This window comes from Bdellovibrio sp. (assembly GCF_047637665.1).
Classification (GTDB): domain Bacteria; phylum Bdellovibrionota; class Bdellovibrionia; order Bdellovibrionales; family Bdellovibrionaceae; genus Bdellovibrio.
In genome coordinates this window covers 98,295-124,262 of the sequence record NZ_JBLJBT010000033.1, presented here as the reverse complement: position 1 = coordinate 124,262, position 25,968 = coordinate 98,295, and the positions used below count along the sequence as shown (strand labels likewise).

The following is a 25,968-nucleotide window of genomic DNA, read 5'->3' as shown; positions in this document are numbered from 1 at the left end:
CCTATGCTAGTCACACCAAAGTCCACGCTCTTTTTTGCCAAGAATGAAGCCGGAGGAAAAGGTTTTAATCTTTACCTTATGTCACAAGCAGGACTTCCCGTTCCTGAGTGGGTGGTTTTTGGCAAAAGATATTTCCACGAGTTCTTACGCTCCCCCGGGGTGCAAAACTCTTTGGACCTGACTCTAGAAAGACTGTTAACCCAAGAAATCACCGCCGCTCAGGCAGAAAAAGAGATCGCGGAGCTCTTCGAAAGAACCACTTTGCCCCCCAGTGTCTCTTCATCGCTGGAAGAAGCTTTTAAATCTCTTGGTGCTCAAAATGTATTTTCGGTGCGCTCCTCTGCCGCTGATGAAGACAGTCTGGCGCATTCTTTTGCGGGACAGCTTTCAAGCTTTCTTTACGTCACCGGCAAAGAGGACATTCTGAAATACATTCGCCAGTGCTGGGCTTCGGCGTTTTCAGAGCGCGGATTGGTCTATCGCATAGAAAACCGTATTCATTTAAAGAAGATCTCCGTCTCGGTCGTGCTGCAACGTATGATTGATCCAGAAAAATCCGGCGTTCTTTTTACCTGTGATCCCGTCGCGAAAAAAACCGACACCTTTGTGATTTCTTCCGTCTATGGCGTCGGCGAAGGGTTGGTTTCGGGAGCCCTGGATGCGGATTCCTTTTGGCTCGATGCTAAAAATGGAAAGCTTCTCAAAGAAGAGATCGTTGAAAAAAAAGAGATGATGAAGAAATCCTCCTCAGGTCATTGCGACATGAAGAGCGTGACGGAAAGTCTTATCAACAAAGCCTCTCTGAGCCCCGAGGAACTTCGTGGCCTTTACAGACTGGGAAGCACTATACAAGAGCAATATCATCGTCCCCAAGACATCGAGTGGGCGATTGAAAATGGAAAGATCTATCTTCTGCAAACTCGTCCCGTGACCAGTTTGGACAAAGATCTTATCGGTTATCCCAATCTCTGGGACAACTCCAACATCATCGAATCCTATGGAGGCCTCACTTCTCCTTTAAGCTTCAGTTTTGCCTTGAGAAATTACAAAGCCGTTTACGTTCAATTCTGCGAGGTTCTCGGCGTTCCCAATGAAATCATCAAAGACATGGATTCCTATTTAGGAAATATGCTGGGGTCTTTGAATGGACGGGTCTACTACAATCTCTTTAACTGGTACAAGCTCGTCGGTGTTCTGCCAGGTTTTAAACAAAATCGCGAGTTCATGGAAACCATGATGGGCGTCTCGGAAGCTCTCAGTGACGAAATCGCCAATCGCATCAAACCTCACCCTTCGTGGGACACCTTCGCCGGGCGTCTTCGCAAAATGGTGACCGGCTTTAATTTCATCAAATACCATTTCACGATTCAAAGTGTTGTCGATGATTTCCTTCACACGTTCCACAAAGACTATGACCGCTTTCGCGCCATGCCCCTTAAAAGAATGCGCGGTGACCAACTTGTGCAAATCTATTTGGACATGGAACGCAACATGCTGGGGCGCTGGAAAGCTCCCATCATCAATGACTTCCTTTGTATGGTTCATTTTGGTCTTCTGCGCAAACTGACGACCACTTGGCTTAAAGAGTTGGACTCGACCATTCAAAATGATCTTTTGGCGGGAGAAGGTGGACTTGAAAGTGCGGAACCGACAAAAGCCCTTTTAAGACTTGCGAATAAAGCCGCTCAGAATGAAGGACTTCGCAAGCTGTTAGAAACCACAGATCCCAAAGAAGGACTCGAGGCTCTCAACCAATCCCCTTATCAAGAGTTCTATAAGTCCGTGTTGGATTACCTCGATCGTTTTGGCTTCCGCTGCATGAGCGAGATGAAGCTTGAAGAAATTGATCTTCTGACGGACCCAAGCTATCTCTTTGTCTGCTTAAAAAACTATCTGAAGTCAGGACAAACCGAAATTCATGATGACTCTCATGAGAAGTCTCTTCGTCGTCAGGCGGAAGAAAAAGTGGCTTCTCACTTAACGGGCTTCAAAAAGAACTTCTATTTCTGGGTTTTAAAACACGCGCGGAAGGCCGTCAAAAACCGAGAAAATACCCGTTTTGCCCGAACACGAATTTACGGAATTGCCCGAACAATCTTCCAAACGATGGGGGAAGATCTGGCATCCTTAGGAGCCCTGGATAATCCTCGGGATATCTTTTGGCTGACCATTGAAGAAATCTTCGGAATCTATAACGGGACGTTGCCAGCTTATAATCTCAAATCCTTTGTGGATCTGCGCAAAAAAGAATACGACCACTTTCAAGAGGACACCGATCCTCGCGTGATGACCCGAGGAGCTGTTTATTGGAACAACAGCTTTGTAAATGAGGAAGATCTGTCGCAGATTTCCAGCGAAACCGGAGAGTGGGATCTCAAAGGACTCCCCTGCTGTCCAGGCGTCTTAGAGGGCACCGTGAAGGTGATCTTAAACCCCACCGACAATCTGGATCTCAACGGAGAGATTCTTGTGACCGCCAGAACCGATCCGGGCTGGGTTCCCCTTTATCCTGCTATTTCTGGGCTTCTGGTCGAACGAGGCAGTTTGCTGTCTCACTCGGCCATTGTCGCTCGAGAAATGGGCATCCCCGCCATCGTCAGCATCCCGGGTTTAACGAAAAAGCTTAAAACCGGAATGCGCGTGCGTATTGATGCTAAAGCGGGAACTATTAAGATTCTCGATTGAAGATCCCGCAAGACTCAAACAAAAAGGCCGATCACTATGATCGGCCTCTTCACAACTTAATTCTGGATCTCTGTAAGATACCTTTTATGGAAGAAGATTGATCAGTTCACTACGGATCTCACGGCCCTGGGCATCGACTGAGATCGCCTGCACTTGGTAATAGATTCCGCGAATCAGTCCGCTGAGTTGCACGGAGTGGTCGGTGGCAAGATTAGCATCGACTTCCGTCAGAATCTCTTCGCCAGTGAAGATATTGAGTATTCTTAGCTGACTTGAAGACGGTAAATTTGTCTTCCATGAAAGAGTGGCATTCGGGGCCTGCGCTGACACCACCTGGAATTCGCTCAAACTCAACTCTTCCACGGTGCAAGGATTCTGTTTTTTCTCTGGCATTTTAAAATTTGCTGGAGCGACCGTTTTCCAGCCGGTTTTTTCTAGAATATTGGCGGCGACGAATTTCTTGCCTTGATTCTTTTTGAAGAAGAAGTCATTGCTGGCGATCCCACAAAGGTCATGCCGAGAAGGGTTGCTCCAAGTCTGAGCTTTTTTATGCAGCTTCCACACCAGAACATTGGCAATATGATAGCGAGGTCCCTGATAGTACAAGATCTTCACGGGGACTTCAGATTCCTTTGTCAAATGAACGGTTCGATAAGGACACCCTAAACGAGTGGCATGATTGCCATCGTTATTGATAAGTTCATTCCAGGTCTGGTTTTCCTTCACAAAAACACGAGCCCCATCATCTGAAAGGATCGCGATCTCATAGTCGCCTTCCTTATCACCTTCTGACAATTTCAATACCGAATCATATTCAATGGCAAAATTCTCGATGACTTTATTGCCTTGCGCATCCACCAAGGCAGATCCCCCAACTGTGGAAAATCCTTCCGTGAAAGCACGAGTCGGCACATTGACATCCGCAAAATAAATATTTTGTTCCAGTCGGAGTCCCTTATTGTAATAGTCCATCACACTGGACACTTTGGTTCCCATCTCGGGGGTCTTAAGAATCAACTTCGCCACCAAACCACTGTCCGGAGAATCACTGGCATTATTCGAAAGAGGATCACAGACTGTTTGATCTGGATCCGCGGCAGGAAAATCCACCGTCCCTAAAGAGGGCCCTGTCGGCGTTTTTTGAAGTCCTCTTTTAATCTTAAATGAGCACGAGATCTTCTTTAAATTCCCCTTCTCAAAGCGAATGTCTTTCGTTGGCGACTTCGCTTCAGCAAATGAGAATAGAAGAACGGTGGCAATAAGGGCTTCTATCTTGTACATGCAACATCCTTTATCAAGATAAACCTGTCTTTAAGATTAACAGAATTGTAAGAATGGGGAAAGGTTGTGACGGCTCGAGGACGAAGATGAGATTTTCAAAGACTTAAATTGAGACTTTATTCCAAGCCCAACTTCTGTTTTATCAACTTGAGATCATTTCTAAGTTCCGCATTCTCGGTCTCAAGTTTTTGGATGCGTTGCTCTTTTTTCTGACTGTCCTCTTCTAAAGAGGCGACTTTTCTTTCTAACGAATGCAACTGATCTTCCGTGGCTTTGCACATCCCATAGAGTTCTTTGGTGGATTCAATCAGAGGAGCGACCAGCTTGCTATAGGCCACAGCCTTGAAACCTTTATTGTCGGTGACTACTGCTTCTGGATAGACCTCTTCCACCTCTTGAGCAATCACCCCAATATCAGGCCCCGGAGTGAACTTCTTTTCCGGAAACTCTTCCGTCTTCCAACTGAACGACACTCCTCGCAGCTTAAGAAGCTTTCCTAAAGCATCGGGCAACTCGGTAATATTATCTTTGTAGCGGCGATCGGAAGACGCCGTCCACACCGAACTTCCTCCTGCAGTGCCATTCACATAGAAAGTAAAGGAGGGAACTGACGTTGTGTTAATACCCACAGTTCCATCATTATAAACTGAAAGGCGTGGCGTCGAGGACGCTGAGTTGTCAACAATTTGAAAAGCTCGGGGATTCAAATTCGACGAACTAGTCACCCGCAATGAGTAGCTCCCCAATGCCCCATTATTATTTAAAATACTGATTCCGGTATGACTGCTATTTCCGCCCATGATGCCGACGGGAATGGCATCCCCACTCGAGACCATAAGTGGATAAACAGGACTGATCGTCCCAATTCCCACTTTCCCAGTGGAATCAATCACCATTCGTTCGGCGTTGCTGGTTTTAAATCTCAACGCAAAGGCATCGTTCGTTCCCAGGAAGGCGTCGACAGCGTAGCTGTTTCCTCCGTTAGCGATAAGACCGGATTGTGAGTAGGGCTGACAGCCCATGACGCCGAAAGTATCAAATGTCACTAAATTGCCATTTCCACATGTAAACGGCACTAAAGAATTTCCAGTGGCATCTGATGCAATCATGCGGTTGGCGATAAATGCAGTTGCTCCCGTTCCCCCTTGAGAGACAGGCAAAGTTCCCGTGATCTGTGCCGGAGTCACACTCAAGTTCGTCGGCATCCAACTGGATCCACTAAATTGCAAAACTTGTCCGATCCCAGGTGTTGTGGCATTGACGGGCCTATTCTGAATACTCGTCACCGTTGGATTTGGATAGGTACCACTCAAATCCCCGCCGGCAGCTCCCCCTGGAAGAACACCCGTGATCGCCACCTGCGAGGCCGCCGTCAAACGTCCTTGAGCATCCACTGAGAAAGTAGGAATTTGCGTCGCAGAACCGTAGCTCCCCGCCGTGACACTGGTATTGGCCAAAGAGATCGTACCTGCATTTGAAATCGGACCACCTGTCAATCCTGTTCCCGTTGCAACGTTGGTCACCGTTCCAGTACCCGCAGTCCCAGAACTCAAAAGCGCCCATGTTCCACTATCGCGATAGATCTTTTGGCTGTCGGTCGCAATATAAAGAAGTCCTGAATTAGTCGCTGTAGGTTTTCCAGCTTCAAGACCCGCTTGAATTCCGGGAGCAGAGGCGACATTCTTCACGGCATCCGTGATGGCATAGCCCGCGAGAGTCGTGGGTTTTCCTGTTGTGATTTTAGACCAATCCAGACTTGGAATGTCGGCGTCGGCCAAAGTCGCAAGACCATTCGTGACTCGCCCTTGAGAGTCAACTGTCACTTTGGTGTAAGTTCCTGAGGTTCCCACATTCGACAAAGAAAGGGTCACAGACCCCGAGGCTCCCCCACCGGTCAGTCCTGAGCCAGCACTCACTCCCGTGATGGTTCCACTCCCACCACCGCCTGAAACCGTCGCCCATGTCCCATCGCCCCGAAGATAAGTGGTGTTATCCGCTGTACCTGTCGGCGAGAGGAGGGACAAAGTTCCGAGTCCAAGATTTGTTCTGGCGGCAGAGGCCGTCGTCGCTCCCGTTCCTCCGTTAGCAACCGCTACCACACCGGTGACATTGGTCGCCGACGTGGCCGTAGTGGCCGTCGCCGCATTTCCTGTGATATTGGCACCAAGAGTTGTTCCTGCGGAATTGAAATTATTCAAGATCGCATCCAACTTGGTGTATCGATTAAAAATACTTTCAACATTCGCCTGAGAAATCGCCGCACTGACCTGCACAAAGTCGCTAGGTCCTTTATCTGCCAACTTCTGTGAGTTGATAGCAAAAGGAACATTATTGATGGTCACATCCGGCGAAAGATCCGTCGAGCCCACACGAATATGCAAAGATCTGGTCGCAAAACCAGTGACGGTCACGGGACTTCCTCCCTGACAGTTCACTGAGCCTGAAGAGGCAAAAATGCGATCTGCCGTATTCGAGGTTGAATCCGTTCGAGCCCCTGCTCCGATGATAACGCTAAATTCTCCTTGCGAGCCCGGAGAAATAGATTGCGTTTCTTCATAAACAATACAAGAAGAATAAAGAACTTGAAAGGTCACCGTCTGCGCCGTCGTGATCGGTGTTCCCGCAGAATCCGTCAACACACCTTCATAAGTGAACAAAGGCCCCGGCGAAACAGCCTGAGCATAAGAAGCGATGAATGTAAAAATCAAAGAAAGAATGAACTTCACTGTGTAATCCTTCCTCGAATTTTAAATGCGCCGCCTTGAGAAGCTTGCTGAGTTTGTCCGCGCAGTCGACTGTGCAAAACCAGTCCGCTGCCCGTTTGTATTTGAGAACCCACTAAGATCTCTTCAGAAAGAGGCGACGACGGAGCATACTTCACACTCACGTCGCGATAGATCCAATTTCCTATTCGCGGTAATGCTCTAAACTTAACAGTGAAAATCTGCCCCTTGGAAATAGCCATTCCATTGAGCGGTGCTTTAGAGTCCGACAAAGTCACAGAGAACAAACCGTTCTCACAAACTGATTTTGCTGAGGGATCATACGACGTCGGTGTGATCCAGGTTGTTCCTCCATCAAAACTCATCTCCACTCCGCCGACAAAGGCCGAACAATTGGCTTGTAAAGGGACGGAGTTGAGACTGGCGGTCACAATGTTGGAACTTGAAAAATCAAACCCTTCGATAGAACGCAAGATACTGACAGTTGGACTGGTATCCGAACACCCCACCATGGCGCTGGCAAATAACGCTAAAATATTGATTTTCCAAATAGACTGCTTAAGCATGACCTCTAAAATATCGGCAATTTTTCAGCGTTTCTTGAGGAAGCGATCCGATCACGTCTCATGTTGAGACAAAACCGCCTCTACTGACTGTAATAGACTAAAACAAATCCAGCAGTGCCCCCCGTGCCACTTCCTCCAGAATACCCCGGTTGACAAGACGGCCCACCCCAACCACCGTTACCACCGGCTCCGCCATTTCCCGCACCGGCAGGAATATTAATTCCAACAAAAAGAGGAATATCCATGGTCCCCGCGGTCATGCTGCCACAAGGCCCCCCGGTCGAACATCCACTCCCGGCTCCTGCTGTTCCGGCAGTTCCACCGCTGGCCACAAGTGTTCCAAATGAGGAGGATTGCCCACTGGTCCCAGCCGTTCCACCAAGTCCCGAGTAAGCTATAGAGTTTCCTCCATTTCCACCCGTTCCAAAGGTGCCGGCCCCTCCCACCGTGACGGAAAGAGTGCTCACCGCAGAAACATCATATCCAAGTTCTTCAATGGCTTGACCTGCACCACCACCACCGCCATTTCTTCCACTATAATCTCCCAGCGAACAGTAGTAGCCTCCGCCCCCTCCGCCGCCGCCACCACCACCGGCGACGACAAGAACATTGACCTTTGTCACATTGGGAGGCTTGGTCCATGTATAACTGCCGACGCCCGTCCAAATCTTATAGCGAACAGTTCCACCGCCGCCCGATGAGGCCGCATCAACATAAGCTTTCGTCGCGGCATCGCCCGCCGCTGTCGGCGTCGCCAGACTTACTATTTTCTGAGAACCCATATTCAAATTTCCGGTCGCGGCCACACTGCCGTCTTTCATCAAGGCATTTGTTCCAGCTTCCGCTTCACAAACCCAAGCGCTTCCGTCCCAACGCATTTTATTACCCGTTCCGCAGGTAGAACTGGGAAGGCGAGCATCGTTGGCTTCAACAATTTTTCCAGCCGTAGAGGTTGTTGCAAAGTCAGCAGTCAAAGCTCCCGCTGAAGTTGTCAGACCTGTTCCAACGTTGACTCCGATATTTCCTGCCGTCACATTTAATGGCGCCGTTGTGCCTAGAGCTGTATAAGTTCCACTTCCCGTTCTTTGAACTATTCCCGTAAGCGGAAGTCCCGCAAGGGCGGTCAGTTCTGTGGACCCATCTTGTTTCCCTTGAAAGGCCGTCCAATCAGACGCCTTCAGATATCCATTAGAGGAGGCCGAAGACGACGGAAGATCCACTGTGGGAACGGCCGCATCCCCGCCGATGACAACAGGGTTCCCAGCTGTCGGCGCTGCCGTGACTCCGGTCACCGTTCCTGTGCCGGGAACAATTCCCCAGGTCCCATCTCCTTTTAAAACTTTGTGAGAATCTAAGGGCGCCGGAAGGTGAACTGTCGAGATCGTGCCCAATCCCAAATTTGTTCGCGCCGCACTCGCTGACGTAGCCCCGGTTCCTCCATTAGCGACTCCCAGATTTGTTCCCGAAGATCCAAAACCATTCAAAATGGCATCCAACTTCGGCAAACGACTAAAGATACTTTCGACATTGGACTGAGTCAGATTTTGCGAGGGATTGATATTTACAAAGTCCGCCTCGGTTCTTCCGTTGAGCGCGTCGGAGTTGGAGGCAAAAGGCACAGATCTCAAGTTAAAATCAGCGACGATATTGTCAGACCCCAGCGTTGTTGTAATTCGAATCTTTCGTGTATGATGAGCCGCCGGAGTATAGCTGGTGATCGCCGCATTCACAGAACCATCTGTCCCTATACACGTTAGACCCGTGATCTCAGCGGACGAGTTATCAAAAATCTTTTGTACTGTGAGTCCTTTGTCTGCACCACCGGCCACACCTTTTGTGACAACTAAATTCATAAAGCCATTGACGATGGAAATATTGGAAAAAGTCTCTTCGCGAAGGATGCATCCATTGGCACTTAAGACTTTGACATTCACGGATAAGCCCGTGGCATTTACCGACTCTCCGGCAGGAGATTTAATATAGGCTTGAAATGTAATCCCTTTGCTTTGCGCAAACGCAGAAAGGAACATCTGAAAGAAAAAGAGTAAAAGATATTTGGTGACTCTCATAAACTCTCCCGTCTTCAACTGGTCGGCAGGTTATGAGTACTATTTCAATATTTGCTTCATTTCCTTAGGATGTCCACCACGTCCCTGGGGCTAAATGCCCTCTCGTTCATCCGGCTTTTTTATACACATCGCAAGTTCCGGCAATCAAAATTCCTTCGATCTTGCCGTCACTCCAGACGGGAGTGGCAATATCGATGTTATGATGGCCAAAGAACCTCTCTCCGCGATTTTCTCGCACAATATAGTCACAGTTTTTTCCAAGCTCTTGCCCCATCATCGTTTTCAAAACAATGGACTTAAATCGCTCGTATCCGTCGTCCTCAAAGGACCACAAGGTCTTCAGATCGTAATAACACAAATCCAAAGGAGAATAGGAAGTTGCTTTACGCAGTAGCTCATTATAATAAATGAGATCCCCACGCGAGTTCCAAAGGCGTACAAGTTGTTTATCATTGAGTAGTTTAATAGCCGTCGGATCCACAACGAAATCTCGTTGCGATAAAAACAAGGACAAGCAGCCCTTTGACCGATACATACCCTATTCCCCCACTTGCAGAATAGGATACATAAATATTTATTTACTTTCTATTTCCTTACGAAATCTTTAAGAAACCGAATCAATAAGAATCAAGTTTTTTTGAAAATATGGAACTGATACACACCCGTTCCATCTTTCTTTTGCGCCCACTGATTCAGATCACCCAGTTCCTGCCAGCTTTGCAAATCAATCTCAGTTGGAGCCCGCATAAAGGATCGAATCACGATCTGACTTCCCGAAGGAGTTTCCTGGGAAAGCTTTTGCAAGATTTGATTGGCATCTTGTTGCTCAAGATAAGAAATGGTGTCGGACAACGATACAAAGTTATAGGGATAACGAGGTAAATGTTCCAGCAGATTCCCATGCAGATAACGAATCTCCGTTTTCGATTTTTTTACGGCCTCCACGATATGCTGATGAGCCTCCAAAGGAAGCCCCTCTTCATAGGCGATACGCCCCAAAAAAAGAATCTGCATAAAATAGTTTTTTCGTACCAGCTGAGTTCTAAAGATGCGATCGAACTCTTCCATAATAAATTGCGACGGAGCTCTCTGTTCCGTCTTATGCTCAGACTTGCCACTAAAGTGGCCCTTGTACAAAAACTTATTAAAGACATACTCACTGGCCGCAAGACGAATAAAGCTGTTCCAGCGAACCTTCGGCCATTCTCTCTCGTAGACTTCCACCTGCTCCTGCAATGTTTGTGCGGCAAAAAACTTACTGAAATCGCACTTCAAAACATCTCGAAAAAGATAACCCAATTTCTGAAAATGCGATTCCCAACGTCCCAATAGAATAAACCCTTTGGGCTTCCAGCCTTGCACCCGGTCCATCCAATAGCGGGAAGCCTCCGAAGACAACGTCAGCTTCTTAAAAATCTTCTCGCGATCGTCTCCCCCATCGTCTCCGCCTTGCAAAGCCCCCCGATATCCCATCAGAAAGAGGTACTCTTCGTACGGCAATGTCTTCATCGCCTGCAAGCGAAGTTCACATAGATAAAGTTGACTCACCGACATGTCGATCACGTCTAAATACTTCGGATTCTTGGCAATCAAAGGCAAACAACGCGCACCCGATCCGGCGATACTGAAAACTCGTTCGACCCCTTCAGGAAGTAACTCAAACTCAATACGGGTGTCTTCATTCGCCAAGGTGTAATTCAAGTCTGAAAAGTATTCTTTTGCCACAAGCTCTCCTTAAAAGGCTAAATTTCCAGTCAGTTCCAAACGCAAGCCCACCACGAGTCCCCCCGTGATTTCTTCATAAAATTTGTAAAGGCCCTCTTGTCCTGCATAGTTTTGCACAAACCCCGAGGCCGTAAAATAGTCCGTCACATTATATCCATAACTTGCACTCATGAAGGCATCTTTGCTTTGAGGGTTTTGGAAAAAAAGAACCTGCACGTCATGACGATCTGGGTTCCACTGTGCCGAGGCGTAAAACGAAGTCTGATGATCAGTTCCCTGGGCCGTATTCACTTCGAAATATGTGACCTGGGGAAGAAACACCCAGTTTCCTAAAAACAAATCACATCCTAGCGTTGAAAACATCTGATCGCGTTTCACCGTCAGTCCTGGAGTTGTGTCGTCGACATAACCAATTTCTATTTTGGGAACAGCCGAGTCAAAAGCATAGTTCCCACTCACTCCATAGAGGTTCTTGCGAAGAACCTGCGCACTCATCGCAGAAAATCCAAATCCCGCGACATTCCATTTAAAACGCCCCCCAAAACTTGTATTCTTTTCGTTCTCTACCTCGGGAATTGGAACAGGATAGAAGGTTTCGGCAAGATCTCCGATGCCGACAAGATCCAAGGAGGTGTTTTCCGTGGTGTAAGAAAAAGAAACACCCGTCGAGTGAGTCAGTTGATCCGCCAGCGGATCAAAAAAGAGACGGTTCCAACGTCGCCCCGTCCACACGTCCAAGGACGGCAAACTCCAACTTTCGCTCCAACGTAGAGCCTGTCGTCCCACACGCACATAAAATGAGTCTTTTTTAAACTCGAGGTAAGCCTCTTGCAAATACCCTCGTGAAGGAGAGCGACGAATAAAGGCTTGATCTTCATTCGTTTCAAATTCTCCGAAACCTTCCACAAAAATCCCGAAGGGTCCCAGATTGGAATTCAATTTGGATTTAATAATAAGTCGATGAGCCAACTCTTCTTCTTTTCCACGAATATATTCATAGCGAGAGGCTCCGGTCAGGTCGGCTCTGGCGGCTATCGACGTCATCAGAAAAAATAGAAAAAGGCCCGTCCTCACTCTACTTCATGCTTTCCATGTTACGGACTGAGAAGAAAGAGTCGGAAAAATCTTTTTTGCCCATCTCTAAAATACGAATATGGCTGATCTGTTTGTTCGTATCTTCAATTTTTAAAGTGGTCGGACGAACCGCCCCTGCAATGCTCTTATAGTCCTCGAAGCTGGCTTTTTTTAGCACGGTCTTTCCGTTGAGTCCCAGATACTCAGCACGCAAAGGTTCAAAACTTCCTTTTTTCAGCCACAGGCGAATCCATGCATAGGTCAGATTGTCTTTGTTCCCTTTGAGAAGAAGCTGAACCTCGCCATTGGCTTCGGCTTCTTTTGTCACTGAATAATCGCCATACCAGCGAGTACGGGAAATGTCTCCGTTAGCGACCTGTCCGGAGAGCTTTTGCGCCAAAGACAAACGCATGGAGCGCTTTAAATTGGGAACGTAAGCATGAAAGTCACGATCCAACATCAGCATGTTGCGTCCTTTGTCCCGTGCAGGCTCTTTGGTCACAATCAAAGTTTTATCCTGCCCTTTGAGGTAGACTTGAAAGACCGATGTATTTTCTGAGGTCTCCACTTTGATCTTCATTTCATAGGACTCTGCAGGATTTCGAATATTGTCGGCTTTTTTCACCCACTCGGCCGGATCCTCGGCCGCTCCCGCTTGGAGCGAAAACGCTAAAACGCCTACAGCCAAAAGTGTCTTCATGACATCTCCTATTTCTTCCGTTTTGATAATGCCAGTTGTCTTGTGAGTTCAATCTCTTTATCCGTGATAATCCCGGTGTGACCTTGAATCGCCGCCAACTGAACTCCGTGACGGCGGGCCATTTTATAAATCTGCTTCACCTTGTCCCATTCGATATCTCGTCCCATGGTAAAGGCTTCGTATCTCTTTTCCAAAGTCAGTAAGGCGGTCTCGGCCAAACACGCATAGACGGTGTTGCCTGGAAGACCAATATCGCAATCAAGGTCCACCGGCCCTGGCAAAACCACTTCTCCTGATTCGATAATCAACACATCAGGACGCTTCTTCGCGTCTTCAATATCAAAATCCAAAGGCCGAGAGCAGTCACAGACGACGGCTCCTGGTTTTAACTTCATAACATCAACAATCTTGTGATCTAAGGCCGACGTGGCTGTCACCAGAACATCCGCTTCGCCGGCAAGCTCATTGGCATCTGTTGCCACGATGACTTCACAATGCGGCGACATTTTTTGAATTTCATATTTTAGTTCTTGCAGACGATTCATCCGTGGAGCCACCAAACAAAGCTTCTTAAAGACCAACGCCAAAAGCTTAGCCGAAACCTGTCCGATAGAACCCGTGGCCCCAATGACCATCGCCATTCCATCGACCAACCCATTTTGAGGGTCCATATTTAAAAGGCGCATTTTCTGAACGACATCGTTCAAGGCCCATAAGGTGGCCGAAGCGCTCAAACTGTTCCCCGTCGTCACGGGAATAGGGCTGTTCTGGTTGATGGTGATGCCCTGGTCTCCCACAATCTTTGTGTAAGCGCCCAATCCAATCATCTTCGCGCCGCGATTGGCAGCATCGTAACAAAGACTTTCGATTTTTCGATAGATCACTTCAGGATCTGTCTCTTTAAGCACCTTGGGAGTTGCTGGCAACGCATAGAGAATGCCGTTAATTTCTTCGCCTGTCTCTGAGCTGATAATATGTTTAATATGTCCATGCACAAACGGCGGCGCTTTGGCGGCCATTCGATCAAAGGGATCGTTCCACTCTTTGGGCATATGTTTTAAGGCCGACAAAATCGGCAAGCGCATAAAATCTTGATGGGACAAGGCATGGATCACAAAAGCAAAATCAGGTTCTGGCTGTCCTAAGATCTTATTCTTAACTGCGTTCATCCCAGACGAGATCTTGGCTTGCGTCGAAACATTTCGAGTCATGACGTATTTGCGAGCCACCTGGCGAACCTCGGTGTCCTCGGTCAGAATCTGCTCCCACTCTTCCAGCGTCAAAGGAGCCGTACGTCCATGTGATAGACGTAAAGTCGCGTCCAAGACCGAATAATTCATGTAGGGATGAATGCGGTAGTTCTCTGGAAATAAATTGATAATACTGCGTGGAGAAAACTTCTTAGCCTCCGCCTCCATCAAGGGGTGCGAAGACCAGATGACCAGATCCTTCCCGCGAACAAATTCCGTGGCGGTATCAAAAAGAAGTAGAAAAGGCAGATCGCAAAACACGTATTGAATGTTTTCTACCTGCGCCGCTAACGAAGAGCGACTCATTTTTTGCAATTTCGTTTCTGCTAAGGGAGTGTTCTTGCGCAGATCTTTAAAATTGGCGACATTCAAGACCAGCTTCGACAAAGTCATTAAACCTGGAAAAGGCTGAATCAACCAGGGCACACCTAACAGCGAGTAAGCATCCCCGATATAGACCGACTTCCGATAGCGATCCCGAATGTACTCTTCCAACTCCGTCGAAAACACCGCTGAAGGAAAAAACACACCGCGATCCGGCTGAATACTGCCTGCCTCGATGTGTTTCACTAATGAGTTAATATTGGCGATCTCTCGTAATCCCGTTCCATCACACAAAGGCACGGGCGAAGGAATGCCCATGATCTCCAGATACTGGCGATGAACATAGCTTTTCTGATCCAATTTAATAACCGGTGGCAGGCTGGTTAAAGCAAATGCATCGACCTGATTGCGAAGACTCTCGATCAAACGACGAACGGTCTCGACTGAAAAGTTCGCGCTGAATCTTTGCACTTCAAACTGTTTTCCTTCGAACTCAAATTCGTAGGCGGTGTCCCAGTGTGGACGACCGAAGCTGATCTCAGCGATGCGATACGAATTCTTCATAGCCGCTCCAAAAAACTTGTTCGTATTCTTTAAATTCAGGGCACCAGTTTTCCCCCAACACCTCGCGAGTCGCTGTTGTATCGTAAATTGGGAAGTTCATCAGATAATGAAGCTCCTCTTCCGGGAACTTCGCCAAAAATTTTGAAACCTTTAGAATCACGGATTCAGAAATCTGATCAAACAAAGTAATCCCTCGGTGAGGAATCGCCTGGTACTTCAATGCCGAAACATACAGCTCTTTGACCCCCAAACCATAAGTGGGCGTCAGGTGATAGCTTTGATATCCCTGAGGTTGACTGGACAAAGCCCAGTCACAAAATTTCACAATCGCTTCGGCCGCCTTATCCACTGGCACCAAAGGAAGGCGAGTCTGCGCATTCCCTGGCAGAGGCAACGATGTGGGAAAGGATTCAATCATCGCGCGGATTTTATTAAAAGCTTCAGCCGAATGGTAAGGCCCATCAATGCGCTCGATGGTTCCCTTTTTGGAGTCCCCGACCAACACGCCCAATCTTAAGTTCACTCGGCCCCGGATAAGTTGCGCGGCCCAATTTTGTAAGAGCTGTTCCCCTAACGCTTTGGACTCGGAATAGGCATCGGGGAAAGATTTGGAAAAATTAAGATCATAGGGTTTCACCGAACCCAGGCTGGAGTTGATTCCCGCCGCCACCGTGCTGGTATTTACAAAATAAGGAATCTTCAGGGCGTCCGCCACCTTCAGTGCAATTCCCATAGAGGAAATATTGTGTTGGTAACAATCGACTTTGGAGGCCGTCAGGTCATAAAGACCCGCCATATGAAGAAAAAGAGAATAGTTTTTATCCTTTAGGGCCTCAAGGTCCAGTCCGGCATTCCACTGGGTCAGATCCCCCTGGACTTCGGTCTTACCCGAACGAGACAACACATCCACTTCGAATTTTTCACGAAGCAGAGGAACGACTTTTTTGCCAAGAAAACCAGTTCCCCCTGTGACGAGGATTCGGGGTTTGGTCAAGGAAGACCTCCAGATTGCACCTATTGTCTGACCATAACAGGAAGTCCGCGGTGTATACAGCGAACGGAAAGCTCCTGAACATCTTTGAGAAGGATCTCGCCATCTCCAAAAAAAGTCAAAGCGCGACGGGGATTCTGGCTCTTTAGTCTGAACTCTTTGAGCTCAAATGATTTGAAAGCAGATGATTTATCAATACTACCACGACGAATGTGCAAGGCCGCTCGTGTGTGTTCCGGAATGTTCTTCGTTTCCGACAACAGCAGATTGACGGTGCCGTCTGTATTTGAGGTGTAAGGGGCCGGCAAGAAACTGGCCCCGATACTTTGCTGATTATTAATCAAAACAATCGGCGAACTGGTCTCGATGTTCACTTTGCCCGGAATCTCAATTTCAAGTTCCCAGCCATCGGGATTCCAAGTGCGAATCGCCTCCGCCGTCATCATGGAATAAACCGTGGGGCCCATCTTTTTAACAGCATAATAACTTTTTTGCGCCAGATATTTATAGGCCGCCGCTGACTTCGGGCAATTCGCCAAGGTCTGCAAATGACTTCTGAATTTATTCGCAAGTTCCGCGGCCACAGCGGGCATTCCCAAACCGCCATTGGTCAGCATATAAGTTTTTTTCTCGCCGGAGCTAATTTCGATCACATCAATGTTCTTCACGACACCTTCGAAGATATTACGAACAGCGTGGTCGATACGATTTGAAATTCCAATTTCATGGGCTAAGTCATTGGCCGTTCCCGAACGAACAACCACAATCGGAGGAATGGGCAGATGTTCCTGACACTTCATCAGGCATTGCAGAGCCACATTGATTGTGCCATCACCGCCACAGATAATGATATAGTCCGTTTTTTGCGCTCTCTCCTCACTGAGGAAATCGCACATCTCCGTCAACGTCTGTGGACGGCAGAAACGCAGGTCGCAACGAAACAAAGCTTCGCGCACCTTCGCCTCAATCAGTTCCGCATTCACGGAACCGGCTTTAGAATTAACCAAAACGGACACTCTCATAAATTTTTTGACTCCAAAAAACCCAAGGAGCAAGTCTTATACCGTTTTTTCAGGGTCGTGAAGTACTTTGAATTAGAATTGACGCTCTAGAAAGCTGCCGAAACCGCAAATTTTGCCACCGTGTCTAATGTGTGGACAATTCACAGAGACCTCGAAAGCGAGGTCTCTCACATTTCCAAAATTACGTTGAACGCAAAAGTTCTGGAATAGATTTTTTCAAAAGTTTAATCGTCGGCCACAAGCTGGCGACGACGGTCGCAATCATCGGCAACAACAAAGCTTGGATGTAATGACTTGGCATAATATCCAAGAATACAAAGAACTGACGTGTGATTCCCGGAGCCGGCGGCATCGGGATTCCCTTGACCAGCAAAGTCTTATCAATCAAAACAGCCAGACAAATCCCCACGAAGCCACCAAGAATTCCCAAAAGGCTATTTTCTAAAAGAAGAATTTTGAAAAGACGACTGCGCTTTTCACCGTTGGCCCGCAAAGCCCCCATTTCGCCCGCTCTCTCCAAAAGTCCCACTGAGATCACATTGAAAATCCCCATGGCCACAATGACCAGAATAATTGAGCGAATGAAAGAAAACTGCGCATTTAAAAAATCCACTGAGTTTTGGTAATAGTTTTTATCCAAAATTTCAAAAGGCACGGCTTCAAGCGAAGGGTTGGCCTTGCGGATGTCTTTTTCAACTTGAGGCCACGCCTCCACCCCCTGAGTCGCCAGCGAAAACATCTCAATACGCTGGGTATCTAGAAGCTGTTGCGCTTGTTTTAAGTCGACACGATAGAACGAATCATCGATGACCTTTTTGCCCGTATAGAAGATCCCCGCCACGGTCAGATCGGCCCCGTTCAATTGTCCATTTACGGTCTGAGTCAGCAAGGTGACCGTATCCCCCTCTTTGGCATCCAAGCTTTCCGCTAAACCTTTGCCAAGAATGATTTGATCTGGATGCTGAAGATCGTGACCCGCGATAAAGTTCATCTCGGTAAAGAACGTGTTTTCTCGTTCCGGAATGACTCCTTCGCCCTTTCCACCCAGCGTGATGCCACCTTTGACGATGAACGCGTAAAAAGAAACCCGCGGGAACACTTGGGTCACGGCAGAAGACGAGCGCAGTTGCGCCTCGATTTTTTCACCATCTTCAAACCACAACTTCCAAGGTTGTTCATGAACTTTGCCAAAGTAGTTTTCAGGAAAAACCTGACCATAACCATAATATCCGTGAATCACATTTTCACGATATTGATTCATAACCCCTGTATTAAATCCCTGATAAATAAGTAATCCGGCGGAGCCCAAAGCCACCGTACAAAGACTGGCCCAAGTTCGACGAGGATTTCTAAATAGATTGCGCCAAGCGATTTTGAGAAGTTCCAACATGATTATGCTCTCCCCTCAATTTGCCCGTCTTTCATGCGATAGACTGATTTTGCAAAACTCACCAGATGAGAGTCGTGCGTAGAAAAAATAAAACTGGTGTTCTCAGTTTTCTGGAGCTCTTTGAAAGCATTGATGGTCATCTCCGCCGTCACAGAATCCAGATTGGCCGTAGGTTCATCGGCCAAAACAACCATGGGCTTTTTAGCAATAGCCCGCGCAATGGCCACACGCTGGCGTTGACCTCCCGAAAGCTCCAAAGGTCTTTTCTTTGCGTGATCCGCCAGACCTAAAAGATCCAACGTTTCCATCGCGGTTTTTTGCGAAGCCACATGAGAATAACCCAAAGAAGGTAAAAAGTAAGAAGTGTTTTCTAAGACCGTCAAAGTCGGAATAAGGTAGAAGGCTTGAAATATAAAACCCACTTTGTGCAAACGAACCTGCTCTTTTTCTTTCTCTTTAAGATGAGTCACGTCTTCGCCACTAAATTCGATATGACCATTGGAGGGCGTATCAATCAGTCCTAGAAGATTTAACAACGTCGTCTTCCCCGTCCCACTGGGACCGACGATACAGGTAAAACAGCCCTTTTCCAATTCCAGGTCAATCCCCTTAAGAACGGGAACTTGTTGTTTGTTCCATAAGTAAGAATACTCCAGCGCCTTCAGACGATACAATGCACTCATGTGGCTCATCCCTTACATGTAAAAGCGAAATCCAATTGAAATAAAACCGCCAGAAAAATCCAGCTCTCGTTTGACTCCCGAAGAAGTCATAAGATCATCACCACTGGTTTTTGCTCCAGAAAATGTCGTCACGTCTTTGGAATACTTCAAGTTATCAACCTTAAGTTGTCGATAGCCGAACTCGACCACCACGGTTGTGGTGTCAGTCATAATTCCTTCATATCCTAAAGAAGCTGAAAGCAAGGTGCTCGAACCTTTGGCTTCGATACTGTGGTCAACGACACCCGGATAAGCCGTCTGTCCCGCCGCCGTCAGCGCATAATCATTTTTGAGTGTCACACTGGCGGTCCCCACTGTGACAGAGACAAACGAGCGAGAACTGTTGTCGCCATGCACATTCAGCTCAAAAGAAAGTTTTGGAACATATCCCAAGACATCACTCTTCGCAGAATATAGATCTGAAGTGCCATTGTTGGCCGTGGATTCCAGAACCGAGGGTTTCAAAATTTCAAAACCAAAACGTAAACTGGCACGAGGTTTGGAGTAAAGAAAACCAAACTCTCCAGTGTAATTATAATTCACGCTGCCATTATAGTTAACGCCTGTCCCGGCTTCTCCAGCCACGGCGTGAGTTCCTAATTGCGAGCCGCCCCCTGTCGCCAGGAAGTAGGCTGCGAAATTTTCATTGTTGATATTAAATACCCGAGCCTGAGCTGAGACGGAAAAAAGAACAAAAAGAGGGAGCAAAAAGCGAAACATCGCTTCTACTCCGCCACAAGGTCGATGACAACTTTGCTGGTCGTCTTTTTACCTGCCACCTGATAAACACGCACCTTGGTGTTCTTTTTTAGATCCAACGTTAAATTCAAAGAGCTGTCCACGGGATCCAAACTCATCGTACTCTTTGTCACCGCCAAAGAACTTTTCAAACGCGACGAGATCTGGGTTTGATCCAAATTGGCATTCGGCATTTGCGCAAAATCAATGACCAGGCGAGAAGGATTTTTTTTAAGTTCCGCATAATAATATCCAGGCCAACCGCGCAAAGGGGCTCCACTCATATCACCCACGTCAATCACAATGCGCTCAAGACCCTTTTTGATATCCGTCGTACGACGCACATCCAGCAAAGTAAATCCAGTCCCGGCAAGACCTCCGAAACTCACTCCTTCACCAGAAAGAACTTTGGACACGGTCGGTTTTGCTTTTTGTGTTGAAATCGCGGCTGACGCAGGCACGGCCAAAAGAAAGGCCATCAAACATCCGATGTATTTCATGATCGACTCCCTTCGAATCATATCCCTTAAGGGTAAATAAGAAGAAGTTCCCTGCCAACCCCTAAAACCCCCCGAGAGTGCTTTTAAGGGAACTTCTCTTTTGCGGCGCAGGATGCCCAAAAAGGGCACCTCATTTGGAAATATTGCCCTTCAGATCAAATATAAGCGGATTTGAAGGAAACCATCGAAGGCACGAAACTTGGAACTTTCCCTATTGTTGAATCTCTTTTTGAAGGAGCCCCTTTATGAAAAGGTTGGTATTTTTTGTTTTCGCGCTTTTCCTCGCTGCCTGCCAAGGTAACGACAATGGCAATGGTGGCGTGACAACGACTCAAGTATCGACTCCGCTCAACGCCAATTGTTTGAACGGAACGGCTTACTGCAACAACACGATTTACTCTCAATATTCAGGTTGGATGGCCTACCCAGGTCTTAACAACTCTGCCTATGACTACACGGCTTACTTTAATCAATATGGTTTCTGTAATTGCCCGGGCGGTTATATGCCGACGTACAATGGGACTTATGGACTCGGCTGTGTAAATTCACAACTTCTTCAACCGTACGCTGGTTACTTCCTTTATTGGCAGTGGGGATATTCTTCAAGCCCCGCACCACAAACCACGATCAACTTTCCTCAATTTTCAAACATTCCCGGCGGAAGCAACAGTGGGCAATGCTCGAGAACCCTCACTCAGAGCTGCCTCTTGGATCAAGGAGACACCTGCGGCACAGGGGCGACGTGCCGTCAGGTTCTCCAAGGATCAAACCTCGGGGTTTGCATGAATTACTAGAGTGAGTGCGGCACTCCTCGACCGTTTTTACGGATAATATGCCGCATTATCATGGCCCCTTGGAAGGATAAAACCACCAAGGGGCCTTTCCATTGGTACCTGTCAGGTACCTTTTGATTTTTGGGCGTCTTCATGAAAGAAAAGAAGGGTTCTACCACACTTCTGGAGGTCTTCATGAACACGACAAATCCTCTCTTAAAACCCTTCACAAACAAGGACCAAGCCGCCCCTTTTGATTTGATCAAAGTGGAGCACTATCTGCCTGCGCTGGATGAGGCGATTAAAATCGCCAAAGACAACCTGGCTAAATTGAAGGCCAACTCCGCGACACCTGATTTCGAAAATACGATCGTGGCCCTGGAGTCCGCCTCCGAGCTGGCTGATAAAATCGCTGGTATCTATGGCAATATGGAAGTGGCCAACGCCGATGACGCTCTCCAAGCCCTCGCCAAAGAGATCTACCCTAAAGTCACCGCCCTCGCCTCTGACGTTTCTTTGGACGACGAAATCTTTAAACGCGTGAAGGCCGTCTATGACAAACGCGATTCTTTGAACCTCAACAAAGAACAACTGCGTTTATTAGAAAAAACTTATTTGTCTTTCACTCGCAACGGCGCCCTCTTGTCGGCCGCCGACAAAGAGACTCTTCGCCAGATCGACCAAGAGCTTTCCGTTCTAGCTCCGAAGTTTTCTGAGAATGTTCTCAAGGCGACCAATTCTTTTGAAATGATCTTGGATAAAAAAGAAGACGTAGAAGGTCTTCCCGAGGGCATCCTTGAAGGGGCGGCCGCGATGGCCGAAGCCAAAGGGCAAAAAGGCAAATGGCTTTTCAACCTGCAGATCCCCAGCTACCTGCCTTTCATGACCTACGCCAAGAACCGTCAACTTCGTGAGAAAATGTGGAGAGCTTTTTCTTCTCGCGCCTTCAAAGGTGAGTTCGACAACCAAGAAACCGTTCTTAAAATCGTTCACCTTCGTGACAAACGCGCAAAGCTTTTAGGATTCGCGACTCACGCGGACTTTGTTCTGGCAGAACGCATGGCCAAAAATCCACAAACCGTGAGTGAATTCTTGTCAAAACTTTTAAAAGCCTCAAAGGACGCTGGCAAAAGAGACCTTGCCGAAGTCACTGAGTTCGCCAAAAAGATTGATGGCGTAACGGACATCATGCCTTGGGACTTTGGTTATTATTCTGAAAAACTCAAAGAAGAAAAGTATGCGTTTAATGAAGAGGACCTTCGCCCTTACTTCAAACTTGAAAATGTCGTGGAAGGTGTTTTTGCTCACGCCAAAAAACTTTATGGCCTGACCTTCAAAGAAAACAAAGACATTCCCGTCTATCACCCTGAAGTCAAAGCCTATGAAATCTACGAAGAAGCTTCGGGCAAGTACATGGGCCTTTTCTATACCGATTACTTCCCTCGTGAAACCAAAAAAGGCGGTGCCTGGATGACTCAGTTCCGCGGCCAGGGCTTGATCGAAGGCGAAATGAAGCGCCCTCACGTCAGCATCGTCTGCAACTTCACAAAACCCACTCCGACCAAGCCGTCACTTCTGACTTACGATGAAGTTCGTACCTTGTTCCATGAATTCGGTCATGCTTTGCACGGTATGCTTTCTGAGTGTACCTACTCTTCGTTGAGTGGCACGAATGTTTATTGGGATTTCGTGGAACTTCCGTCTCAGATTATGGAAAACTGGGTGGGAGAAAAAGAAGGTTTGGATCTTTTCGCTCGTCACTATGAAACCAATGCGCCCATGCCGGCTGAATTGATTGAGAAGCTCAAGGCCTCTCAGAAGTTCCAGGCGGGCTACATGTCTTGTCGTCAGCTCCAATTTGGAATGATGGATCAGGCATGGTACTCGACAGATCCTTCAAAAATCACCGATGTTGATGCTTTCGAAGAAAAAGCCACGGCCGAGACCCGTCTGTTCCCCAAAGTGGAAGGTGCGAATTCTTCTTGCAGCTTCAGTCACATCTTTGCAGGCGGATATTCTGCAGGATATTACTCATACAAATGGGCAGAGGTTTTGGATGCCGATGCTTTTGAATACTTCAAAGAAAAAGGTCTCTTCAATGAAGAGGTCGCTAAGAAGTTTAAGGACAATGTCCTTAGTCGCGGCGGCACAGAACATCCCATGGATCTTTACAAGAAGTTCCGTGGTCGTGAGCCAGATCCCAACGCACTTTTAAGACGTGATGGATTGATTTAATGAGCAAAAGTTCGATGAACAAAAACAACAAACTCACCTTGAGCGAAGGCGGCAGCATCGCTTTGGTCTACCGTTTGGAAACAACCCAGGCGGTCTCTTTAGCCAAAAAGGTGGCCGACTATCTCAGCGAGCGTGGCTTTCAGGTTTTGACGGCTCCCGAACAAAAGGTGGTTCCAGGAACGAAGCCGGCAAAAACCAAAAAACAAATGGACGATCTCAAGCTGGTAATCGTCCTTGGTGGAGACGGCACCTACCTGCGCGCCGTTCGCTTGCTTGAAGGGCGCAGCGTGCCCATCTTAGGTTTTAACATGGGCTCCTTGGGTTTCCTCACGGCCCACAACGCGGATTCCGTTTTTGATATCATCGACCAAACTATCGCGGGCAAAATGGTTCTTCGCCCCCGCTCCATGCTGGTGGCAAAAATTTTGCGCAAAGGAAAATCTCGCGGAGAATTTCATGCGCTGAACGACGTGGTGATCGAAAGAGGCTCGATGAGTCAACTGATCAACACCGCCATTTATTCTGAAAAGTTTTTAGTCAGCAAGGTGAAAGCCGACGGTTTTATCGTCGCCAGCCCCTCGGGCTCGACAGCCTACAACTTGGCTGCCGGCGGTCCTATTCTGCATCCCGAGTCTCCGGTTTTTGTGGTGACTCCCGTGGCTCCGCACAGCCTGACGTCTCGTCCGCTGATCTTCCCCGATGACCGTGAGCTTTCCTTTAAACTCGAAGGTAAAACACAAAAAGCCCACTTCATCGTGGATGGACAAAAAATGACGGAAATCACCGCTGAAGACGAGGTGATTCTGACTCGTTCTTGTTATGATCACTGGATGGTGCGTGAACACAATCACAACTACTTCCACTTGCTTCGTGAAAAACTTAAATTTGGAGATCGAAACTAGTCGAGTTAAAATCGACAGGAGATATTATGTTACTAGAGCTGAAAGTTTCTAATTTCGCCATCATCGAAAATCTTCATATCACTTTCAAAGAAGGTCTGAATATCCTGAGCGGTGAAACCGGTGCGGGAAAATCCGTCCTCCTTAAAAGTCTTTCTTTATTGATGGGAGGAAAAGGCTCTAGCGACACGATCCGCACGGGAGCCTCCCAGGCTACGATCGAAGGGTCGTTTGATATCAGCAAACGCCCTGATATCTCTCAAGGACTCAAAGACATGGGAATCGAAGTCGACGAAGACATCTTGATCGTTCGCCGCGTTTTGAGTTCTGGAGACAAATCCAAAGTCTATTTGAACGGCAGCCTCAGTACTTTAAACAGTCTTCGTGATATCGTGGCTCCTCTGGTGGAGTTGGCAGGGCACTCCGCGCCGTTGATCGAAATGACGGGACAGCATGAAAACCGCAACCTCATGTCCAAGGCCTATCACTTGGATCTTTTAGATCAATACGCCGGAACTTGGGATAAGCGCCTTTTATTCACAGAAAAGTACAATCGCTACCACGGCATCTTTGAGGAAATCAAAAAACTTGAAAACGATGCCAAACAAAAAGCGCAGCGTTTGGATTTCTTGGTTTATCAACGCGATGAAATTGCCAATTTAGATCTATCCCCCGGTGAAGATTTAGAATTGGAAGTGGAAGTTAAGAAGCTCAAGAATTCGTCCCGTATTGGTTCGTTCGTGGACCAAGCGGAAGCGACTCTTTACACAGATGATGACTCTGCGATCAGTCGCCTCAATGCCATTCTAAAAAAAGGCATGGAGTTATCCCATGTTGATCCTCAGATCGCAGCCAAACTTGAAAATCTAGAGCAGGCCAAAGCCCTTATCGACGAAAGCGTTTATGAACTCCGTCAATATGCTTCTAAAATTGATGCCGATCCACAGCGCCTTGAAGAGGTTGAAGAGCGTTTAAGCGATCTTCGCAAACTTCAAAAGAAGTACGGCTCCAGCGTCGATGATATTCTCAAAGCCTTGATGGACATGGAGATTGAGATCTCGAATCTGCAAAACTCTGAAACAAAAATCGAGTCTTTAAAAAAAGAAGCCGCGATTTTACTTAAAGAGCTTGAAGTGCTGGGTGCAGACCTTCATAAGCGTCGCCAAAAAGGTGCGGACCTTTTGGCTGACAGCGTGAATGCCGAACTTTTGGATCTGAACATGAAAGGTGTCACTTTCCACGTGATGGTGGAAAAGTTAGAACAGCTTTCTTCCACGGGATTGAGCGACGTCGAGTTCTTAAGTCAGACCTCTTCTAAAGACGCAAAACGTCCTTTGGCCAAGTTTGCTTCAGGCGGGGAACTCAGCCGTATCCTTCTGTCCTTGAAGCGTGTGGTGGGCTCGCACAGCCAACCACGCACTTACTTATTTGACGAAGTCGATACAGGTGTTTCAGGGGAAACCGCTGAGAAAGTAGGACGCAAACTTAAAACCATTGCTAAAGGACAACAGGTCATCTGCGTGACTCACCTTCCCCAGGTGGCCGCTTTTGGACATATTCATTTCTTTATTCAAAAGTCGCCGCAGAAGGATTCTGTGGCCATGCTTGTGTCAGAACTCAAAACCAAAGAACGTGTTCAAGAGATCGCTCGCCTAATCAGTGGCGAAAAGATTTCCAAGACCTCGCTCGCCCACGCCGAACAGCTTTTGGCGGAAGCCAAAGGTTAGTAAATTAAAG

Annotated in this window: 20 protein-coding genes; 5 read left to right on the top strand and 15 right to left on the bottom strand. The window is 47.5% G+C overall.

Translation table 11 applies throughout. The features are described from left to right. Positions 1 to 3: 3 nt before the first annotated feature. On the top strand, positions 4 to 2,685 hold the full coding sequence (locus ACM64D_RS11350; RefSeq protein WP_415063337.1) for a phosphoenolpyruvate synthase: 2,682 nt from the start codon (positions 4 to 6) through the stop codon (positions 2,683 to 2,685). Between the two features lie 84 nt (positions 2,686 to 2,769). On the opposite strand, the gene ACM64D_RS11345 is transcribed toward ACM64D_RS11350, so the two are convergent. From ACM64D_RS11345 to ACM64D_RS11275, 15 genes are all read right to left on the bottom strand, one after another. After that, positions 2,770 to 3,966 carry a PA14 domain-containing protein gene (locus tag ACM64D_RS11345; protein WP_415063336.1) on the bottom strand — a complete coding sequence of 399 codons (1,197 nt, stop codon included), beginning with the start codon at positions 3,964 to 3,966 and terminating at the stop codon, positions 2,770 to 2,772. Between the two features lie 116 nt (positions 3,967 to 4,082). Then, positions 4,083 to 6,692, bottom strand: a complete 2,610-nt coding sequence (locus ACM64D_RS11340; RefSeq protein WP_415063335.1) for a tail fiber domain-containing protein — start codon at positions 6,690 to 6,692, stop codon at positions 4,083 to 4,085. Continuing rightward, complete coding sequence (locus ACM64D_RS11335) at positions 6,689 to 7,255, bottom strand: hypothetical protein (protein ID WP_415063334.1); 567 nt, start codon at positions 7,253 to 7,255, stop codon at positions 6,689 to 6,691. Before ACM64D_RS11335 ends, ACM64D_RS11340 begins: the two co-directional genes overlap by 4 nt. A gap of 80 nt (positions 7,256 to 7,335) precedes the next feature. After that, the gene (locus ACM64D_RS11330; RefSeq protein ID WP_415063333.1) at positions 7,336 to 9,324 is read right to left on the bottom strand and encodes a hypothetical protein; all 1,989 of its coding nucleotides are present in this window, start codon (positions 9,322 to 9,324) and stop codon (positions 7,336 to 7,338) included. A gap of 106 nt (positions 9,325 to 9,430) precedes the next feature. Next, positions 9,431 to 9,859, bottom strand: coding sequence for a hypothetical protein (locus tag ACM64D_RS11325; protein WP_415063332.1), 429 nt, complete (start codon positions 9,857 to 9,859; stop codon positions 9,431 to 9,433). 92 nt (positions 9,860 to 9,951) lie between these two features. Beyond that, on the bottom strand, positions 9,952 to 11,049 hold the full coding sequence (locus ACM64D_RS11320; protein ID WP_415063331.1) for a DUF3419 family protein: 1,098 nt from the start codon (positions 11,047 to 11,049) through the stop codon (positions 9,952 to 9,954). Positions 11,050 to 11,058: 9 nt separating this feature from the next. Then, positions 11,059 to 12,093, bottom strand: a complete 1,035-nt coding sequence (locus tag ACM64D_RS11315; RefSeq protein WP_415063330.1) for a hypothetical protein — start codon at positions 12,091 to 12,093, stop codon at positions 11,059 to 11,061. Between the two features lie 31 nt (positions 12,094 to 12,124). Then, positions 12,125 to 12,823, bottom strand: a complete 699-nt coding sequence (locus ACM64D_RS11310; protein ID WP_415063329.1) for an outer membrane lipoprotein-sorting protein — start codon at positions 12,821 to 12,823, stop codon at positions 12,125 to 12,127. Positions 12,824 to 12,831: 8 nt separating this feature from the next. Continuing rightward, positions 12,832 to 14,961 carry a dehydrogenase gene (locus ACM64D_RS11305; protein ID WP_415063328.1) on the bottom strand — a complete coding sequence of 710 codons (2,130 nt, stop codon included), beginning with the start codon at positions 14,959 to 14,961 and terminating at the stop codon, positions 12,832 to 12,834. Then, a complete protein-coding gene (locus ACM64D_RS11300; protein WP_415063327.1) occupies positions 14,936 to 15,955 on the bottom strand; it encodes an SDR family oxidoreductase in 1,020 nt (339 codons plus the stop codon). Before ACM64D_RS11300 ends, ACM64D_RS11305 begins: the two co-directional genes overlap by 26 nt. Positions 15,956 to 15,975: 20 nt before the next feature. Next, entirely contained in the window at positions 15,976 to 16,974 is a 999-nt protein-coding gene (locus ACM64D_RS11295) for a diacylglycerol/lipid kinase family protein (protein WP_415063326.1), read from the bottom strand. A 181-nt stretch (positions 16,975 to 17,155) separates the two neighbouring features. Then, on the bottom strand, positions 17,156 to 18,364 hold the full coding sequence (locus ACM64D_RS11290) for an ABC transporter permease (RefSeq protein ID WP_415063325.1): 1,209 nt from the start codon (positions 18,362 to 18,364) through the stop codon (positions 17,156 to 17,158). A 2-nt stretch (positions 18,365 to 18,366) separates the two neighbouring features. Then, a complete protein-coding gene (locus ACM64D_RS11285) occupies positions 18,367 to 19,047 on the bottom strand; it encodes an ABC transporter ATP-binding protein (protein ID WP_415063324.1) in 681 nt (226 codons plus the stop codon). Between the two features lie 12 nt (positions 19,048 to 19,059). Further along, positions 19,060 to 19,806: a hypothetical protein gene (locus ACM64D_RS11280; protein WP_415063323.1), complete on the bottom strand. Its 747-nt coding sequence runs from the start codon at positions 19,804 to 19,806 to the stop codon at positions 19,060 to 19,062. Positions 19,807 to 19,811: 5 nt separating this feature from the next. Further along, positions 19,812 to 20,324 carry a hypothetical protein gene (locus ACM64D_RS11275; protein ID WP_415063322.1) on the bottom strand — a complete coding sequence of 171 codons (513 nt, stop codon included), beginning with the start codon at positions 20,322 to 20,324 and terminating at the stop codon, positions 19,812 to 19,814. 245 nt (positions 20,325 to 20,569) lie between these two features. Here ACM64D_RS11275 and ACM64D_RS11270 point away from each other — a divergent pair, with 245 nt between their 5' ends. From ACM64D_RS11270 to recN, 4 genes are all read left to right on the top strand, one after another. Next, positions 20,570 to 21,118, top strand: a complete 549-nt coding sequence (locus tag ACM64D_RS11270) for a hypothetical protein (RefSeq protein ID WP_415063321.1) — start codon at positions 20,570 to 20,572, stop codon at positions 21,116 to 21,118. 174 nt (positions 21,119 to 21,292) lie between these two features. After that, complete coding sequence (locus ACM64D_RS11265) at positions 21,293 to 23,332, top strand: M3 family metallopeptidase (RefSeq protein ID WP_415063320.1); 2,040 nt, start codon at positions 21,293 to 21,295, stop codon at positions 23,330 to 23,332. Next, positions 23,332 to 24,234, top strand: a complete 903-nt coding sequence (locus ACM64D_RS11260; protein WP_415063319.1) for an NAD(+)/NADH kinase — start codon at positions 23,332 to 23,334, stop codon at positions 24,232 to 24,234. Before ACM64D_RS11265 ends, ACM64D_RS11260 begins: the two co-directional genes overlap by 1 nt. A gap of 26 nt (positions 24,235 to 24,260) precedes the next feature. Then, a complete protein-coding gene (gene recN / locus ACM64D_RS11255; RefSeq protein WP_415063318.1) occupies positions 24,261 to 25,958 on the top strand; it encodes a DNA repair protein RecN in 1,698 nt (565 codons plus the stop codon). Positions 25,959 to 25,968: the final 10 nt, after the last annotated feature.